The sequence below is a fragment of the Streptomyces viridiviolaceus genome (assembly GCF_014650995.1).
Lineage (GTDB): Bacteria > Actinomycetota > Actinomycetes > Streptomycetales > Streptomycetaceae > Streptomyces > Streptomyces viridiviolaceus.
In genome coordinates, this window is the sequence record NZ_BMWA01000012.1 from 47276 (window position 1) to 61063 (window position 13788).

12 protein-coding genes are annotated in these 13788 nt (G+C 72.9%); 5 read left to right on the top strand and 7 right to left on the bottom strand.

The window, feature by feature from the left end:
• The 3 genes from IE260_RS18830 (at position 1) to IE260_RS18840 (ending at position 3162) form a co-directional block, all read left to right on the top strand.
• The gene (locus tag IE260_RS18830; protein WP_189873360.1) at positions 1-948 is read left to right on the top strand and encodes a class I SAM-dependent methyltransferase; all 948 of its coding nucleotides are present in this window, start codon (positions 1-3) and stop codon (positions 946-948) included.
• Positions 949-991: 43 nt separating this feature from the next.
• The gene (locus tag IE260_RS18835; protein ID WP_189873362.1) at positions 992-2143 is read left to right on the top strand and encodes an acyltransferase family protein; all 1152 of its coding nucleotides are present in this window, start codon (positions 992-994) and stop codon (positions 2141-2143) included.
• 77 nt (positions 2144-2220) lie between these two features.
• On the top strand, positions 2221-3162 hold the full coding sequence (locus IE260_RS18840; protein WP_189873364.1) for a class I SAM-dependent methyltransferase: 942 nt from the start codon (positions 2221-2223) through the stop codon (positions 3160-3162).
• Between the two features lie 13 nt (positions 3163-3175).
• Here IE260_RS18840 and leuE read toward each other — a convergent pair whose 3' ends face one another.
• On the bottom strand, positions 3176-3826 hold the full coding sequence (leuE, locus tag IE260_RS18845; RefSeq protein WP_189873366.1) for a leucine efflux protein LeuE: 651 nt from the start codon (positions 3824-3826) through the stop codon (positions 3176-3178).
• 24 nt (positions 3827-3850) lie between these two features.
• Positions 3851-5431, bottom strand: coding sequence for an acyl-CoA mutase large subunit family protein (locus tag IE260_RS18850; protein WP_189873368.1), 1581 nt, complete (start codon positions 5429-5431; stop codon positions 3851-3853).
• A gap of 245 nt (positions 5432-5676) precedes the next feature.
• Here IE260_RS18850 and IE260_RS18855 point away from each other — a divergent pair, with 245 nt between their 5' ends.
• On the top strand, positions 5677-6516 hold the full coding sequence (locus tag IE260_RS18855; protein WP_229880909.1) for a L,D-transpeptidase family protein: 840 nt from the start codon (positions 5677-5679) through the stop codon (positions 6514-6516).
• A gap of 208 nt (positions 6517-6724) precedes the next feature.
• On the opposite strand, the gene IE260_RS18860 is transcribed toward IE260_RS18855, so the two are convergent.
• From IE260_RS18860 to IE260_RS18880, 5 genes are all read right to left on the bottom strand, one after another.
• Entirely contained in the window at positions 6725-7858 is a 1134-nt protein-coding gene (locus IE260_RS18860) for a hypothetical protein (RefSeq protein WP_189873374.1), read from the bottom strand.
• On the bottom strand, positions 7858-8520 hold the full coding sequence (locus IE260_RS18865; RefSeq protein WP_189873376.1) for an RNA polymerase sigma factor: 663 nt from the start codon (positions 8518-8520) through the stop codon (positions 7858-7860). The genes IE260_RS18860 and IE260_RS18865 overlap by 1 nt, the downstream gene beginning before the upstream one ends.
• A gap of 363 nt (positions 8521-8883) precedes the next feature.
• On the bottom strand, positions 8884-9624 hold the full coding sequence (locus IE260_RS18870) for a hypothetical protein (protein ID WP_189873378.1): 741 nt from the start codon (positions 9622-9624) through the stop codon (positions 8884-8886).
• Between the two features lie 45 nt (positions 9625-9669).
• A complete protein-coding gene (locus IE260_RS18875) occupies positions 9670-10287 on the bottom strand; it encodes an RNA polymerase sigma factor (protein ID WP_189873380.1) in 618 nt (205 codons plus the stop codon).
• A gap of 146 nt (positions 10288-10433) precedes the next feature.
• Entirely contained in the window at positions 10434-10874 is a 441-nt protein-coding gene (locus IE260_RS18880; RefSeq protein ID WP_189873381.1) for a hypothetical protein, read from the bottom strand.
• A 194-nt stretch (positions 10875-11068) separates the two neighbouring features.
• Here IE260_RS18880 and IE260_RS18885 point away from each other — a divergent pair, with 194 nt between their 5' ends.
• The gene (locus IE260_RS18885; protein ID WP_189873383.1) at positions 11069-13771 is read left to right on the top strand and encodes an FG-GAP-like repeat-containing protein; all 2703 of its coding nucleotides are present in this window, start codon (positions 11069-11071) and stop codon (positions 13769-13771) included.
• The last annotated feature ends 17 nt before the right edge of the window (positions 13772-13788 follow it).

Sequence of the window (13788 nt, forward strand, 5' to 3'; positions counted from 1 at the left end):
ATGAACAGCCGTTCCATGCTCCGCAGTTCGGTTTCCCGGCGTCTGCTGCGCCCGGTCGCCGACCTCATCGACCAGCGCATCGAGCGGCAGGTCCGCTCGGCGGTGCGGCGCGCCGACGCCCAGGGGACGCCGGCCGCCCCGGCCACCGAGCAGCTGGTCCGTGACGTCGAGCTCCTCAGGCGCCGGCAGCTGACCTTCGAGCTGCTCCTCGGGCCGCGGGGGCGCGGCATCTCCCGCATGGTGGCCGAGGCCCCGCTGGAGCGTCTGTACGCCGAGGTCGCGGCCCTGTCCGGCGACCGTGACGCGGCGGTGCGCAACGTCGCCGCCGCCTTCCGGCTGCTCGTCGCGCTGGAGTCGCTGGGCGTGGGCCGGATCGCGGGCGGCACCATGAACATCTGCGGCAAGCTCGGCGCCATCCCGCTGCTCGACCCGCCGAACGACGAGATCCTGGAGATCGGCACGCTGTACGGCATGTTCTCCGCCGGGCTCGTCCGGATGATGGAGCGCGACGGCCGCAGCCCGAGCCTGACGATCGTCGACCCGTTCGCGGGCGTGCAGCTCCAGCCCGGCACCGACCAGCGCCCGGACCCCACCGGGGCCCCGGTCGACGAGCACGCCGTGCGCACCAACCTCGGCCTCGCCGGTCCGGCGGGCGCGGCGGCGCGGATCCAGCAGGGGTTCTCCGAGGACCCCGAGACCCGGGCGGCCGTCTCCGACCGCCGCTACGGCGTGATCGTCGTGGACGGCGACCACTCGGCCAAGGGCGTCGCCCAGGACCTGCAGTGGGCCGAGGAGATCGCCGCGCCCGGCGCGATCGTCGTCCTGGACGACTACGGCGACCCCCACTGGCCGGGCATCAAGAACGCCCTGGACGACCACCTGAAGGGCGAGACCCGCTTCACCTACCTGGGCAAGGCGGCCCACGCGGCGTACCTGCGGGCGTCCTGAGCACCGACACCGACCGGAGAACGGTCAAAGGAGAAGTACGAGCGTGACCGAGACGGTCGTGAGCACGTCGACAACGCGGCCCGGCACGGCCGCCCTCGCCCCGGCACCGCCCGCACCGGCGCCCGAGGTGAGAAGGGCCGCCCCGGGCCGGCTGCGCGCCCTGGACGGACTGCGGCTGGTGGCCGCGCTGATGGTGGCGGCGTACCACTACGGCGGACGCGGCGGCTTCGTCACCGATGCCTGGGGGAGTTCCCCCAAGCACCAGTTCCCGACGCTGCACACCCTGTTCTCCTACGGCTGTCTCGGTGTCCAGGTCTTCTTCGTGATCAGCGGGTTCGTGATCTGCATGAGCGGCTGGGGGCGGTCCCTGACGTCGTTCTTCGCGTCGCGCGTGTCCCGGCTGATGCCCGCGTACTGGGTGGCGGTCGTCCTGGTGACGGCGGTGTTCGCACTGCCGGCGGTCGCCTATGACGCGGTGTCGCCGAGCGACGCCCTGGTCAACCTGACGATGCTGCAGCAGCCGCTGGGCGCTGACCGGGTGCTGGGCGTGTGCTGGACACTGTGGGTGGAGGTCCGCTTCTACGCGCTGTTCGCGCTGTGCGTCGTCCTGCCGGGCGCGAACCGCCGGCGGGTCCTGCTGTTCTGCGCCGGCTGGCTGCTGGCGGCGGTGATCGCGCAGGCCGCGCACGAGCCGCTGCTCGACCTGGTGCTGATGCCGGAGTACGCCCCGTTCTTCGTCGGCGGCATCGGCCTGTACCTCGTCCACCGTGACCGGCGGGACGTCCACGGCTGGGGCGTCACGGCCGTGAGCTTCCTGATCGGGCAGCACTACGCGGTGGGCGAGCTGTGGAACGCCTCCGACCCGAACGCCTTCGCCCACCGCACCACGGTCGGCATCGTCCTCGTCGTCGCCTTCGGCTTCGTGGCGGTGGCGGCGATCGCCCTGGGCTGGCTGAACTGGGCGAACTGGCGCTGGCTGACGGTGGCCGGGGCGCTGACGTACCCCTTCTACCTGGTCCACGAGCACCTGGGCTGGGTGGTGATCCAGGGCCTGCATCGCGGTCTGCACGTTCCGTCGGCGGCGACCTTCGTGCTGACGGTGGCCGCGATGTTGCTGCTGGCGTGGCTGCTGTACCGGTTCGTCGAGAAGCCGCTGACGCCACGACTGCGGTCGGTGCTCTCTCGGACACATTGAGCGATTCGTGCGATGTTCTGTCCATGAGATTGCGCGCGCTGACTGCTTTTCGGCCATAGAGGAGGCATCCTCGCTTCATGGCGACTGCGCAAGCTACGCACAAGGACCCCAGTGAGCTGAAAGACGTCCCGGGCTGGTTCTGGCCGCTCGACCAGGTGCTGTTCTCCTGGTTCCTGGAACGGCAGGAAGCCCGGGGGACCCGCGGCGACCTGCTCGAACTGGGCGCCTACATGGGCAAGAGCGCGATCCTGCTGGGTCACCATCTGCAGGACGGTGAGAGCCTGACCGTCTGCGACCTGTTCGGGACCGAGCCGCCGGACGAGGCGAACCGGGCCGAGCTGGCGCGATCCTACTCCTCGCTCACCCGGCAGGCGTTCGAGCGGAACTACCTCGCCTTCCACGACACCCTGCCGACGATCGTCCAGGCCCCCAGCTCCGCGATCGTCGACGAGGTGGAACCCGGCACCTGCCGGTTCGTCCACATCGACGCCTCGCACCTGTACGAGCACGTCCAGGGCGACATCGGCGCGGCCCGCGACCTGCTGCTGCCCGACGGCATCGTGGTCCTCGACGACTTCCGCACCGAGCACACCCCGGGTGTCGCCGTCGCCGCCTGGGAGGCCGTCCTCAACCGGGGTCTGCGGCCCGTATGCCTGAGCAGCCAGAAGCTGTACGGCACGTGGGGCGACCCGGAGCCCGTCCAGGAGGAGCTGCTCGCCGCGCTGCGCGGGCGCGACGACTGCGGGGTGCACGTGGAGTGGGCCGCCGGGCACCGGCTGATCCGCGCCCGCGCCAAGGCGCAGGGCATGCGGCCGCCGTCGCTGCCCAGCGCTCGGCGCCCGGCGGCCACCGGCGCGGACCGGGGCCCTGGTGCGGCACCGTCCGGCGCCCCGGCGGGCGCGGCGCGGCCGCTGACTCCGCGCGCCCGCGCCCGTCGCCTCGCCCTGGACCTGCTGCCGCCGGTCGTCACCCGGGCCGTACGCCGCTACCGGGCGGCGCAGCGGGCCGGCGTGCGCTGACCGCCCCCGGCCGCTAACTCGCCAGCGACAGCTTCACGGCGAAGCCGAGGAACAGCGCGCCCGCCGCCGAGGTGGCCCCGGCCGCCAGCCGCCGCCTGCGGCGGAACGCCTCGGCCAGGCGGGTGCCGCCGAATATCAGCAGCGACAGGTACAGGAAGCTGGCCGTCTGCAGCATGGCGCCGAGGATGACGAACGAGAGCGCGGGGTAGGCGTAGCCGGGGTCGACGAACTGCACGAAGAAGGAGATCAGGAAGAGGATCGCCTTCGGGTTGAACAGCGACACCACCAGCGCGCGGCGGTAGGGGTGCTCGTCGGTGGACGGGACGGCGGCGGACCCCTCGGCCGCAGCGGAGGTGCCCCGTGCCTTCCACATGCTCCACGCCGAGCGCAGCATGCCGTACGCCATCCACGCCAGGTACGCGGCACCGGCGTACTTCACCACCAGGAACAGCAGCGGGGTCGTGGTGAGCACGGAGGCCGCGCCCAGCGCCGCCAGCGTCATCAGAACGGTGTCTCCGGTGAAGACGCCGGCCGCCGCCGCGTAGCCGGTGCGGACGCCCTTGCGGGCGGCGACGGAGAGGACGTAGAGCGAGTTGGGACCGGGCAGCAGGACGATCAGGACGAGGCCTGCCAGATAGGTGGGAAGATCGATGACGCCGAACATGGAGAGGAGTTTCGCACGCCGGGATCAGAAGGCGTCCGAGGGTACGTACGTCCCCCAGACCTCGCGCAGTGCGTTGCAGACCTCGCCGACGGTGGCGCGGGCGCGCAGGGCGTCCTTCATCGGGTAGAGGACGTTGTCGTCGCCCTCGGCGGCCTTCTTCAGGGCGGCCAGTGCGGTGTCGACCGCGGGCTGGTCGCGCTCGGCGCGCAGCTTGGCCAGGCGCTCGGCCTGCTGGGCCTCGATGGCGGGGTCGACGCGGAGCGGCTCGTAGGGCTCCTCCTCGTCGAGCTGGAAGCGGTTGACGCCGACGACGACCCGCTCGCCGGAGTCGGTCTCCTGCGCGATGCGGTAGGCGTTGCGCTCGATCTCGTTCTTCTGGAAGCCGTGCTCGATGGCGTTGACCGCGCCGCCGAGGTCCTCCACCTTCGCCATCAGCTCCAGCGCCGCCGCCTCGACGTCGTCGGTCATCCTCTCCACGACGTAGGAGCCGGCGAAGGGGTCGACGGTCGCCGTCACATCCGTCTCGTAGGCCAGCACCTGCTGCGTGCGCAGCGCCAGACGGGCGGACTTGTCGGTCGGCAGCGCGATGGCCTCGTCGAAGGAGTTGGTGTGCAGCGACTGGGTGCCGCCGAGGACCGCGCCGAGGCCCTGCACCGCGACCCGGACCAGGTTGACCTCCGGCTGCTGCGCGGTGAGCTGCACCCCGGCCGTCTGCGTGTGGAAACGCAGCATCAGCGACTTCGGGTTGCGCGCGCCGAACTCCTCCTTCATCACCCGCGCCCAGATCCTGCGGGCCGCGCGGAACTTGGCGACCTCCTCCAGGATCGTCGTACGGGCCACGAAGAAGAACGACAGGCGCGGCGCGAAGTCGTCGACGTCCATGCCGGCCGCGACCGCCGTGCGCACGTACTCGATGCCGTCCGCCAGCGTGAAGGCGATCTCCTGCGCCGGCGAGGCACCCGCCTCCGCCATGTGGTAGCCGGAGATCGAGATGGTGTTCCACCTCGGGACCTCGGCCCGGCAGTACTTGAAGATGTCCGCGATCAGCCGCAGCGACGGCTTCGGCGGGAAGATGTACGTCCCGCGCGCGATGTACTCCTTCAGCACGTCGTTCTGGATCGTGCCGGTGAGCTTGTCGGCGGAGACGCCCTGCTCCTCCGCGACCAGCTGGTACAGCAGGAGCAGCAGCGCGGCCGGAGCGTTGATCGTCATCGACGTCGAGACCTTGTCCAGCGGGATCCCGCCGAACAGCACCCGCATGTCGTCGATCGAGTCGATCGCCACGCCGACCTTGCCGACCTCGCCCGAGGCGATCGGCGCGTCGGAGTCGTGACCCATCTGGGTGGGGAGGTCGAAAGCGACCGACAAGCCCATCGTGCCGTTCGCGATCAGCTGCTTGTACCGGGCGTTCGACTCCGTCGCCGTACCGAAACCCGCGTACTGCCGCATCGTCCACGGACGACCGGTGTACATCGTCGGATAGACGCCGCGGGTGAACGGGTACGCCCCCGGCTCGCCCAGCTTCTCCTCCGGATCCCAGCCCTGGAGAGCATCGGGTCCGTAGACCGGCTCGATGGGCAGCCCGGACTCCGACTCGCGTGCCATGGTGTGATGCCTCCCCGCTGAGCGGTACTCGTTTGCTCGCCAGTCGCCCGCCGTACAGGCCGACCTTCGACGGACTGTAGCGGCGCACGTGCACCCGGTGGAGGGGCACACGCTGGGACCTTGCTCACAGCAACACTGCGGCCCCGGTCACAACCTTGCCGCGCCGTTCGCGGCCCGTCATCCGCGGGGAACATCTCAGGTGACGTCCGTGCGGATCCATGAGACGACGGGGGGCCGTGACGCGTATGACGGGCATGGGGAGTCTGGGGAGGACGGCCGCGGTGGCCGCCGTGGCGGCCGCGGTGGCGGTGAGCGGCTGCACGGTGCAGGGCGCGGAGGCCGACGGCAGGGGGCGCCCACCGGTGCGCGTCGACATCACCGGCGCACCACCGCCGCCCGCGCCGTCCACGCCGCCCGGGGACCGCACGAGCGCCCCGCCCGTCCGTACGGAGCCCCGGGTGCTGTGGGCGCGCGGCGACACGGGACGGGACGTGCGCGAACTCCAGGCCAGGCTGCGCCAGATCGCCTGGCTCTTCGAGGGGCCGACCGGGACGTACGACGACGTGACGGAGCGGGCGGTGAAGGGCTTCCAGGGCAAACGCGGGCTGCCCCGCACGGGACGGACCGACACCGTCACCTGGCAACGGCTGCTGCGGATGACGCGTGAGCCGGGCCGGTGGGACCTGTACCTCATGGGCGGGCAGCCGGCCGCCGCACCCGACCCGCGCTGCACCACCGGCCGGGTGCTGTGCGTCAGCAAGTCGAGCCGGACGCTGCGCTGGATGGTCGACGGGAGGACGGTGTCCACGATGCCGGTCCGGTTCGGCTCGCAGTACACGCCGACCCGGGAGGGCGTGTTCCACGTCTACTGGAAGTCCCGCCACCACTGGTCGACGCTCTACGACTCCCCCATGCCGTACGCGATGTTCTTCAGCGGCGGCCAGGCCGTGCACTACTCGGAGGACTTCGCCGCGCGCGGCTACGCGGGTGCCTCGCACGGCTGCGTCAACGTACGGGACGAGGCGGCGATCGCGGACCTGTACGCGCAGGTGCGCAGCGGCGACAAGGTCGTCGTGTACCCGTGAGACCGGGCGGGTGAGGGGGATGCGGGGCGCGGGCGGGACCGGGGGAACGTGTCCCGCCCGCGCCGAGGTGCACGAGCCGTGGGTACGGGGGGAACCCCGGCTCGGTGCGACAGCCGATGACCAGTCGGCTCACTTCTTACTGCGCCGCGGCGGGCGAAAGTGTCACACCTGCGGTGCGGGAAATCCGCTTCAGTCACGAAAGCGCAGGTCAGGGGGTTTTCTCGGTGGCGGAGGACGACTGCGGCGAGTGCGCCGGCCGCTCCTTCCTCAGGGGCTCGTGGGCGGCCGAGGAGCCCTCGGGTCCGGAGGGACCCTGGGCGTGCGGGGTCGGTAGGCGGCTGTCGTCGTCGCCACCCTTGCCGTTCTTGCCACCCTTGCCCTCCTTGTCCCCCTTGTTGCGACCGCCGCCCTTGTCGCCCTTGTCGCCCTTGTCGCTCTTGGTGTCTTCGTCGCCCGTGTCCTTGCGGGTCCCGTGGGCTCCGGCGGCGTCCCCGGTCTCGCCGGTCTCCCCGCCGTCCCCGCCGCTGTCGCCGTCGCCGTCCCGGCCGGTGGCGCCGGTCCCGGCGAGGACGCCCTTGCAGTACGTCCGCACCCGGGAGGAACCGCCGGCCGCCTCCTTCAGCGCCTGCCTGCGGGCGTCGTCGAGCCTCTCGCCGGCACGCAGGTCACGGCAGGACGCGGCGAGGCCGTGCCGCCGGTCGCCGGAGTCGCGCGCCCGGTCGTCGGAGCCCGGGTCGCGGTCGGCGTCCGTGCCGCCGCCCGTCCCGTCCCGCGTGGCGCCCGGGGCGGAGGGCCCGGTCGCGGCGCCGTCGGGTGGGGAGCCGCTCCGCTCGCCGTCCGGCGAGGGTGACGACAGGAGCGGCCGTTCGGGTGTCGCGGCGGCCGAGACGGTGGCGGCGGGAGCCGGTTCCGTACCGCCGAACGGCGTCGGCAGCACTCCGGTTCCGGCCGCGACCGCGACCCCGCCCACCATGCCGACGGTGAGCGCGGCGGCCAGCCCGAAGCGCACGGGGCGGCCCCAGCGGGAGCGCCGGGCGCCCTCGCCCCGACCGCAGATACGGACGAGCCCGGCGTCGGCGGGCCGCGCCTCGGTGTCCCGGCCGGGGCGGGCCGGCGCGACGTCCGGCCGCTCGGTGCGCGCCTTGCGGAAGGCGGCCAGAGCGGCGGCCTCGCCGGGGAGTTCCTGGCTGGTCGGCGGGGGTTGCGCGGAGAGCGCGTGCAGAGCTTCGGCGAGCCGTTCGGCCCGGTCCCGGACCGCGGGGTCGACAGCGTCCAGTGACTCTCCGCGCAGCAAGAGTTCCGCCGTTTCGCGGTCCAGCCACCTGTCCTGCTCGTCGGCCATCACATGTCCTTCTGCGTCTGCGCACGCGTATGCGTCACAGTCGCGGACGTCACCGCACGGCGGCGCGGTTCTCGCTGGGGCGGCAGGGCGTCGAGTCCGCCGGCCGATTCCGGATCGGCACCGAGCAGCTCGGCCAGGCGCTTCAGGCCGCGGTGCGCCGCCGTGCGGACGGCGCCCGGGCGCTTGCCCAGCGTCTCGGCGGCGCTCTTGGCGTCGAGGCCGACCACCACACGCAGGACGACGGCCTCGGCCTGGTCCTGGGGGAGCCGGGAGATGAGGGAGAGGGTGCTGTCGGTGGCCAGGGCCTCGATGGCCTCACCCGCGGTGTCGGACTCGGCGGGCTTCCCGGTCAGCTCCGTCTCGTCGCCGCCGATCACCGGCCGGCGCCCGCGCATGCGGATGTGGTCCAGCGCGCGGTTGCGGGCGATGCGGGCGGCCCAGCCGCGGAACCGGTCCGCGTCGCCCTGGAAGCGTTCCAGGTCGCGGGCGATCTGCAGCCACGCCTCGGACGCCACGTCCTCGGCGTCGGGATCGCCGACCAGCGTCCGTACGTAGCCGAGCAACCGCGGGTGCACGGTGCGGTAGACGGTCCGGAACGCGGTCTCGTTCCCGTCCTGTGCCGCACGCACCGCGGCGGTCAGCTCCGCGTCGTCCCCCAGCACCGAGCGCCACCTCTTTGCGCCTAGGCCGGCGCCGCTCTCGCGGACCGGGTTCTCGCCGTCGTGGTTCCTGGATCGATGGTTGCGGTGGTCCTCCGCGGATGTGATGCGGCAGGAGTCCCCCCGCTGATCGGCGCGAAAGGCACGTTACGTCTTGAAACCGCCGCTCGTCCATGTGCTCATCACCTCGCCGTACAAGATGCAACTAACCCGTGATGCGGTGAGGTGTGACAGAAAACGCAGTCGTGGCGCTGTAGTGAGTACGGGCCGCCGCGCGGCCCGTACCGCGCGACGGCCGGGGCCTCTCCTGTGGGGGGTGGCGGCCCCGGCCGTTGCCTCGGCCGCCGTCGTCCCTCCGGACGCGGACTACTTGTCGCCGCCGCGGGGCGGACCGTCGCCCGCCTTCTTCCCGCCGTTGCCGTCGGCCTTGCCGCTGCCCTGTCCAGCCGTACCGCCCGGATTTCCGTTCGAGGCCGCCGGGCCCGGTCCGTCCGCCCTGCCCGGTTCCTTCCCCGTGGCGGGACCTGCCGTGCGCCCGGCGCAGTAGGCGGCGACGTTCTCCCCACCGCCCGCCTCCTCCACCAGCCGCCGCCAGGCCGTGGCGTCCAGCGCCTTGCCCCTGCCTTCGAGGCGCTCGTACGCCCGGCACTTGGCCGCGGTGTCCTGCGCGGCGGCCGGGCGGTCCGGCCGCGCGGAGGCGGCGGGGGGCGTGCCGGAGGGCCGCGTCGGGTCGGGACGGTCGGCGGAGGACGTGGCGGCGGGCGGGCGACCCCGGTCGCCGTCGGCGCCGTCCCCGGCCGACCCGGCGGCGCCGATCGCCGCGTAGGCGACACCGCCCAGGGTGAGGCTCGCCAGCAGCACGGAGAGGGTGGAGCGCAACGGACGCCACGCGTGCCGCCGGGCCCGGGGCCGCCAGTCGTCCCTGCGCCGGGTCCGTGCCGCCCGGTGCGCACCCGCGTCCCGAGCCGCCCGGAAGGCCGCCACGGCCCGACGCTCGCCCTCGCCGTCACCGCGATCCGCCCGCAGGGCGCCGGCGAGCAGGACGGCGGCATCGGGGCGTGCGGACCGGCGGTCGGTGGGGCCGCCGTCGCGCTGCCGTTCACCCATGTCCGCTTCCGTTCCCGCTCGGTTCACCGGGCCGCCTCCGGCCCGTCATGTCGACTCCCCCAGCGTCCGGGGGGCCTCTTCCGTCACAGTGTCGACGCCCAGCTGCCGCGCCAGCCGCTTCAGCCCCCGGTACGCCGCCGTGCGCACCGCGCCCGGCCGCTTGCCGAGGACGCGCGCGGCGGCGGGGCCGTCGAGGCCGACGACGACGCGCAGCAGCACGGCCTCCGCCTGGTCGCGCGGCAGCCCCCGGACCAGTTCCAGGGCGGCCTGCGTGGACAGGGACTCCAGCGCCTGGTCGTGCGTGGAGTGCGGGCCGGGCAGGTCCAGCACGTCCTGTTCCAGCGCCGTCGCGCGGGGCCGCACCTTCTGCCGGCGCAGGTGGTCCAGTGCCCGGTGCCGGGCTATGGTCGCCGTCCAGCCCCGGAACCCCGCCCCGTCGCCCTTGAACCGTCCCAGGTCGCGGGCTATCTCCAGCCAGGCGTCGGACGCCACGTCCTCGGCGTCGTCGCCGACGATTCCGCGCAGGTAGCCGAGCAGGCCGGGCTGCACGAGCCGGTAGGCGGCCGCGAAGGCGGCCTCGTCGCCCTCCTGGGCCCGCGCGACGGCCGCACCCAGTTCCCCGTCGTACGCCTGTCCGCGGCGGGCTTCCCCTCGCTGGCCCAAGAACCGTCCCTGTTCCGTACCGAGTTCTCGGCGCGCTCCGGTGAGCCCGCCCCGTGCGGCACGCACGAACGGTCACGTCGCACGTCCCCCGTGGTCATCAGCGTCGGGCCGCACAGAAGTGTCACAGGCGGCGGCCCGGACGCGGTTCACGCCACGGCCGGCCGGCGGCGCCGGGCCCGCCCGTGCAGCGTCAGGTAGAAGAGCTGCAGCGACTCCTCGGGGCCGCCGGACACCAGGCGGTTGTGGACCTTGCCGAGCGGGTTCCACACCCGGCCGTCCGGCATCCGTACGCCGACCGGATGCCCGAAGTACGCCCGCTGGCCGGCGTCGAAGTCCACCCAGACCGCGCCCGCGCGGCGCACCAGCACCTCGCCGACGTAGGCGCCCAGGCCGAGCAGCGTGCCGCGGGCCCGTTCGTGGTCGGCGCCCCCCTTGCGCAGCCCGTCGATCAGGAAGTCGACGATCCGCAGGCTGGCCGGGGAGTAGTCCAGCGGCAGCCGGTTGCGGGCGGTGGCCCGGCCGACGAACGCCGTCGCGTACGCCCGCATCTGCCCTGCGCTCGGTATGCCGCCGTCCGCCTCGTCCATCGGGACCACCCCACCCCTTCGCTCGGTGCCGGGAGACCGCGCCCCGGCTCCCCCGCTGACCCAGCGGACGGGACGCCTCAGGTGTCACTCCGGTGACGAGGGCGCCTGTGACGTTCCGTAGGCTCTGCACGCTGAGTCATTGACACCTGTGTGACAGGTGATTCGATCGTGTTCTTTTTCTAGGGGTGGGGCAGTTGAGTCCTCGCAGGACCCATGCGTACAGAGCGCTCAGTCTCAAAAGACGTGTCTGGCTGACGACCGGAGCCGTCGTCCTGAGCGCCGCGGGTGTCGTGACGTACGCGGTGGCGGACCCGTCCGCGCCGTCCGACGGCAAGAGCGCCACGGCGCGCAAGCCGTCCGTCCACACGCTGAAGCTGGAGAGCGAGGGCGCGGGCCGCAAGGGGCTCGACCGGCGGGACACCAAGCGCTTCAGCGCCGTGCTGGTGACCTGGGACGACCCGGACGCCAAGGCCAAGGGCACGCCCGAGGTGCGGACCCGGGACCTGGAGACCGGCAAGTGGTCGGGCTGGCAGCAGCTGGACGTCGAGCCGAACCAGGCCGACGGCGCCGAGGGCGAGCGGGCCGCCGCGCGCGGCGGTACCGGCTCGCTGTGGACCGGTGACGCCGACGGCATCGAGGTACGCGTCGTCAAGGCGGACGGCACCGAGGCGGGCGGCCAGCCGGCCGGCATGGACGTCAAGCTGCTGGACCCCGGCACCGACCCCAAGGGCACGATCCAGCCCGCGGCGTTCGCGGCCGAGACCACGGCTCCGGCGACGCAGTCCCCGGCGCCCACGGACACGGAGACGACCACCGCCCCCGGCGCGGGTACGGCCACGGAGTCGGAGCCGGCCACGCCGACCGGTGCGCCCACGGAGACGGTCACCGCAACCCCCACCGGGACGCCCAGCGGTTCGGCGTCCCCGACCGCCTCGCCCTCCCCCACACCCACGATCCCCGCGCCGCGCCCGTCGACGGTCGTCAAGCCGCCGGTCATCACGCAGGCCCAGTGGGGCGCCTCCACGGACTACGACGGCACGCCGAGCTACGGCACCGACATCAAGGCCGCCGTCGTCCACCACACCGGCATGGACAGCGACAACGGCCTGTCCTGCGCCCAGTCGCGCGCCCGGATGCGCTCCATCCAGCAGGAGCACTTCGCCCGCGGCTACTACGACATCGGCTACAACTTCCTCGTCGACCGGTGCGGCCAGATCTTCGAGGGCCGCAGCGGCGGCATGGACCTGCCGGTCGTCGGCGCGCACGACGTCGGCTTCAACACCAACACGCTCGGCATCTCCTACATCGGCAACTTCGAGAAGGTGCAGCCCAGCCGGGCCGCGCTGGACGCCATCGCGCGGATCGTCGCGTGGAAGTTCGGGATGTACGGCATCGACCCGACCGGCAAGGTCACGCTGACCTCCGGCACCCCGAAGGGCCAGGACGGCAACCTGGTCGACAAGGGCACGTCGATCACGCTGCCCCGGGTCTTCGGCCACCGTGACACCAACGCCACGGCCTGCCCCGGCGCGAACCTCTACCCCAAGCTCTCCCGGATCGCCACGCTCGCGAAGACCCCGGGCATCTCGCACGCCCTGCCCACCGCCGACTACAACCGCGACGGCGTCACCGACCTGGCCGTGGGCGTCCCCGTGGGCAACGTGGTGAAGGTGGTCCCCGGCGGCATCAACGGCCCGGTGACCGGGTCCAGGCTGTCCCTCACCCAGAACAGCGCGGGCGTCCCCGACTCCACCGAGTCCGGTGACTCCTTCGGCGCCTCCACCGCCTGGGGCGACGTCAACGGCGACGGCCACGCCGACCTCGCGATCGGCGCCCCCGGCGAGGACGACACCAGCGGCAACGCCGACCGCGGCATGGTCACCGTGATGTACGGCCCCGCCCTCACCACCGGCTTCTCGTACTACGCGACGGGAGTGACGTGGGCCGGCGCGAAGCTCGGCACCGCGGTCACGGTCGGTGACTTCAACGGCGACGGCAAGGCGGACGTCTTCTCGGCCGGCACCGGTCGCGGCGGCAACTACAACGTCAAGCTGACCGGGGGCGCCACCACCTACGGCAGGCTCACCTCGGCCACGGGCTCGGTCGGGTACATGGACGCCGCCACCGGCGACTTCAACCGGGACGGCTACGCGGACGTCGCCCTGAACTACCGCGACAACGTGGGCGTCGGCCAGGTGGTCCGCTTCGCGGGCTCGGCGACCGGCCTGACCAAGGTCGGCGTCATCTCCGTCAAGGGCGGCCGGTCCATCGCCGCGGGCGACGTCAACAACAACGGCTACGACGACATCGTCATCGGCCAGCCGTCCGCCACGGAGTCCGGCGGCATCTCCGGCGGCCAGGTCACCATGCTCCTCGGCACGTCCACCGGGTTCACCACCACCGGTATGAAGGTCATCCACCAGGACACGTCCGGCGTCCCCGGCGGCAACGAGTCCGGCGACTCCTTCGGCACCTCGGTGTCGCTGGGCGACTACAACGCCGACGGGTACGCGGACGTCCTCACCGGCGCCCCCGGCGAGGACGCGAGCCGAGACGGCGTCAACCGCGTCAACTCCGGCTCCGTGGTCCTGATCAAGGGCACCGCGTCCGGCCTCACCGGCACCGGCTCGGTCTACATCTCCCAGGACAGCTCCAGCATCGCCGGCTCCACGGAGAGCGAGGACCGGGTCGGCTCGTCCGTGTCCCTCACCGACCTGTCCGGGTACGGACGCGCCGACCTCACCTTCGGGGCCGACGGCGAGGACGGCACGGACGGCCTGGTGCACCACGTCCCGAGCAACAGCTCCGGGCTGGGCTACTCGCAGTCCGTGATCTGGAGCAAGACCACGCTGGGCACCCCGACGGACGGACGGCTGGGTCAGACGCTGACCCCGTAGCCGCCGGCCCGGCCTGC